This window comes from Mycobacterium sp., assembly GCF_049673265.1.
Taxonomy (GTDB): Bacteria; Actinomycetota; Actinomycetes; order Mycobacteriales; family Mycobacteriaceae; genus Mycobacterium.
In genome coordinates this window covers 1-4,161 of the sequence record NZ_JBATXN010000571.1, presented here as the reverse complement: position 1 = coordinate 4,161, position 4,161 = coordinate 1, and the positions used below count along the sequence as shown (strand labels likewise).

Below are 4,161 nucleotides of genomic sequence, written 5' to 3'. Positions count from 1 at the left end.
GTTCTAGGATTCGCCACAAAGATGGGAAAAACGCGCCCGCCATCATGGTGGGAAATTTCGCTGAGCCGGAGGTAGCGGCGTCGCGAACCCGTCACGGAGAATGGAAACCTACATACGCTCTCCCGGCCGCCTTGCTACAACTTGAACCGGCCGGCGAATCCTCGCAGCGGTACGTCGGCGCTGGTAAGCAAGCCCGGTGGTGCGGCTACCACCGATGTGATTGCGTTGAGGGCGGGCAGGCCCGTGACGGTCATCACGATCGACGCGAAGTTGTCCGGATTCGATAGATCGACGCCGGGCTTCGGGAAGATCATGTGCTTGTTGTAGATACAGGCGTCGCCTTTGACCTGAGTGATAAAGCAGCCCTTGATATCCCAACTCCGCTCGGTGTGTGGGGTCATCTGCCATTCGAGGCGGGTCTCGACCCGCGGCACTCCGTCGACCATGCCTTGGTACTTGATGTAGTTCGCGCCGAGCGAACCCTTTGGCATCTGGTACCAGCCGAGGTCGACGTCCTTGGTGCAGGCACCGAGTTCGTAGCTGAACTTCACTACACAGCGAGGATTCGCCACGAAGATGAGAAAAACCTGTCCGCCATCTGGATGAGAATTCTGCAGAAGCGCTGGTAGGGGAGTCGCGATTCGCCACGAGGAACGGGAACCTACAGCAAATTCGGTCTCGCAATCACCGTCAACGCTGAGGCTCCTCGTGGAGTGTCCAACCGCTTATGCTTAGAGAACCCTGGAAACGCTGGGGCCCGGGATCGGCGGAGGGTCGGATGACGGCCATAGCAGCGTGCCGGACGTGTGGCACTGAGCCTCTAGAGAACGCCCGGTTTTGTCATGACTGTGGCTCACCAGTCAAAGACGGCGATACCCGGGCGGAGTACAAGCAGGTCACGATTCTGTTCGCCGACGTAGTCCATTCGATGGACATCGCTGTGGCGGTGGGCACAGAGCGGCTACGGGAGATCATGACCGAGTTGGTCACCCGTGCTTCGGTGGTGGTGCAGCGTTACGGCGGCACGGTGGATAAGTTCACCGGTGACGGCATCATGGCGGTGTTCGGTGCGCCAGTTGCCTTGGAAGACCATGCTCTTCGTGCCTGTCTCGCGGCGCTGGGCATCCAAGAGGAGACCATCCGGTTGGCGACTGAGGTCGAAGACCGCGACGGTGTAGACCTGCGGTTGCGTGTTGGTCTCAATTCCGGTCAGGTCATCGCTGGCGAAGTCGGCTCAAAATCGTTGGGCTACACCGCGATCGGCGAGCAAGTGGGTATGGCTCAACGGATGGAATCGGTCGCTCCGCCCGGTGGCGTGATGGTGAGTGCGTCGACTGCGCGGCTGATCGAAGACGCGGTCGCGCTCGGTGCGGCTGAGTTTGTCCACATCAAGGGCACCGATCGAGCCATCCACGCCCAACTGTTGCTGAGCGTGTCGGAAGAGCGTCGCCCTGTTGCGCGTGCTGAGTCGAAGCTGATGGGTCGCCGGTGGGAAATGTCCGCCGTCGAGGGCTTGTTGGACCGCGCACTCGGTGGACATGGCGCTGTGGTTGAGGTGGTGGGCGAACCCGGCATCGGCAAGAGCCGTCTGGTGCGCGAGGTCGCTGCGATGGCAGCGGTCCGGGATGTGGAGGTGTTCAGCGCCTTCTGTGAGTCACACACCAGCCAGGTCCCATTTCATGCCGTGGCGCGTCTTCTGCGGGCGGCCACCGGCGTCGAGGGTCTTGACGGGCGGGCGGCCCGCGCCCGAGTGCGAGACCAAATTCCAGACGCAGACCCTGAGGACGCGCTGCTGCTTGATGACCTGCTCGGCATCGCCGACCCGAGCACTGCCGTACCCTCGATTGATCCCGATGCGCGTCGGCGGCGGTTGGCCGCGCTGGTGAACGCCGCCAAATTGTCCCGCCAAAGCCCGGTGGTCTATGTCGTTGAGGATGCCCACTGGATCGATGAGGTCAGCGAGTCGATGTTGACCGATTTCCTTACGGTGATCCCAAAGACGCCCTCGCTGGTGCTGGTCACCTACCGACCCGAATATCACGGCGCGTTGACCCGAGTGGCCGGTGCCCACACCGTAGCCCTTGCGCCGCTGAGTGATTCAGAAACCGCAGCACTAGTCGCACATCTCCTCGGCCCGGACCCGTCGGTTGATGCGCTGGGCCAGAGAGTTGCCGACAGGGCCGCCGGTAATCCGTTTTTCGCCGAGGAGTTGGTGCGCGAACTGGCCGAGCGCGGTGTGCTGCGTGGGGAAGTTGGTGCCTACATGTCGGCGGCGGAGGTTAGCGAGGTGAGCGTGCCTGCCACGTTGCAGGCGACTATTGCCGCGCGCATCGACCGGCTCAATCCGAAAGCCAAGCGCGCGCTGAGCGCAGCGGCGGTCATCGGCTCGCGGTTCGGCCTCGACCTACTCACGGTACTGGGTGTTGAGCCGGTGATTGCTGACTTGGTGGGAGCCCAGCTCATCGATCAGGTCAGTCGACAACCGGAGTATCTCTTTCACCATCCGCTCATTCGTGCGGTGGCCTATGAGGCTCAGCTCAAATCGGATCGCGCCGAGCTGCACCGGCGGCTGGCCGCCGCGATCGAAGCCCGCGAGCCGGAATCGGCCGACCAGAATGCGGCGCTCATCGCCGAACATCTGGAGGCCGCCGGTGATCTGCACGCCGCGTACGGCTGGCACATGCGTGCGGCAACGTGGGCGACCAACCGCGACATCGCGACGGCGCGGCTGAGTTGGGAGCGCGCCCAGAAGATCGCCGACGCCCTACCCGCTGAAGACTCCAACCGGACCGCCATGCGTATTACCCCGCGCACCATGCTGTGCGGGACCGCCTGGCGAGTGCATGTGAATGTAACCGGCCGTCGCTTTGACGAGTTGCGTGAGTTGTGCACTGCCGCCGGTGACAAGGCGTCACTGGCCATCGGCATGGCGGGGCTGGTGATGGATCACGCGCATCATGACCGGATGCGCGAGGTGTCGCAGCTGACATCGAAAGCCATGGCCCTCGCTGAGGCGGTCGGCGATGCGACCTTGACGGTGGGACTGTCTTTTCCGCTGATCTACGGCAAGATCGAGAGCGCCGAGTGGTGTGAGGTGCTGCGATGGTCACAGGCCGTGATCGATTTGGCCGACGGTGATCCGTCGAAGGGCAACTTCCTTGTCGGGTGTCCGTTAGCGCTGGCCATCACCACGCGGGGTATGGCCCGGTATTGGTTGGGTCGTGCCGGATGGCCAGAAGACCTGCGGGACGGCCAGCCTATGGCTCGCGGCGTCGACCCCGCGTCCTACGCCGGGGTTGTCGGCTATACCTACTTGATGGGGATACCGCTTGGCGTGCTGAGGCCCGATGATCGTGCGCTGCACGAGATCGAGGATGCGCTACGGATCGCCGAGCGATCCAGTGATGACACCGTGGTGGGCTACATCCGGGCGGCGTTGGCGCTTGCGCTGATGCATCGCCAAAAGGCTGCGGAGCGTGACCGCGGACAGAAGCTCGGGGCCGAGGTCGGCGAAGTGCTTCTCAACCAAGGACGCAACCTATGCGATTTGCCGATCGTCGAGGTCTACCTGGCACGCGAAAGGTCTAGAGCCGGGAACCGCGATGACGCAGTTGCGCTCATGCGCTCCACCGTCGACCATCTGTTCCGCACCGGACGACTGCTGATGTGGGGCGTTCCCGCGGCGGGTGTTCTGGTCGAAGCGTTGCTCGCCCGCTGCGCCGACGCCGACTTAGCCGAAGCCGAGGCCGCGATCGAACGGTTAGCCGAGGCGCCAGCCGACGAGGGTCTGGTGATACGCGAGATCTGGCTGCTGCGGCTGCATGCTCTGCTGGCGCGGGCGCACGGTGACGATGATGCCCGCTATCGCGAACATCGGGATCGCTACCGCGAACTGGCGAAAACGCTTGGCTTCGAAGGGCATATCGCGTGGGCAGAGGGAATGCCGTGACGCCGGGCATCCAGGGGCGACGTCACATGACGCCATTTACCGCTGAAAAAGCGCCAGGCATGGGGCGGGTGCGCGGCGTTCGTCGTGCTCTTCGAGGAGGGTGTGCCTGAGCACACACTTTCGCCGCGGCCACCGCGACTTACAGTTGGATGGTGACATCAGCCGACCACGCTGACTGGGACACGCTCGTGAGAAAGTGCGAGGCCCTGGGC

Annotated in this window: 1 protein-coding gene and 1 pseudogene; one reads left to right on the top strand and one right to left on the bottom strand. The window is 63.5% G+C overall.

Going from position 1 to position 4,161, the window contains the following annotated elements; all coding sequences use genetic code 11:
- Positions 1–134: 134 nt before the first annotated feature.
- Positions 135–551 (bottom strand): annotated as a pseudogene (locus tag WBF82_RS19475) (dihydrodipicolinate reductase); the annotation flags it as partial.
- A 227-nt stretch (positions 552–778) separates the two neighbouring features.
- Here WBF82_RS19475 and WBF82_RS19470 point away from each other — a divergent pair.
- The gene (locus WBF82_RS19470; RefSeq protein ID WP_424384583.1) at positions 779–3,949 is read left to right on the top strand and encodes an ATP-binding protein; all 3,171 of its coding nucleotides are present in this window, start codon (positions 779–781) and stop codon (positions 3,947–3,949) included.
- The last annotated feature ends 212 nt before the right edge of the window (positions 3,950–4,161 follow it).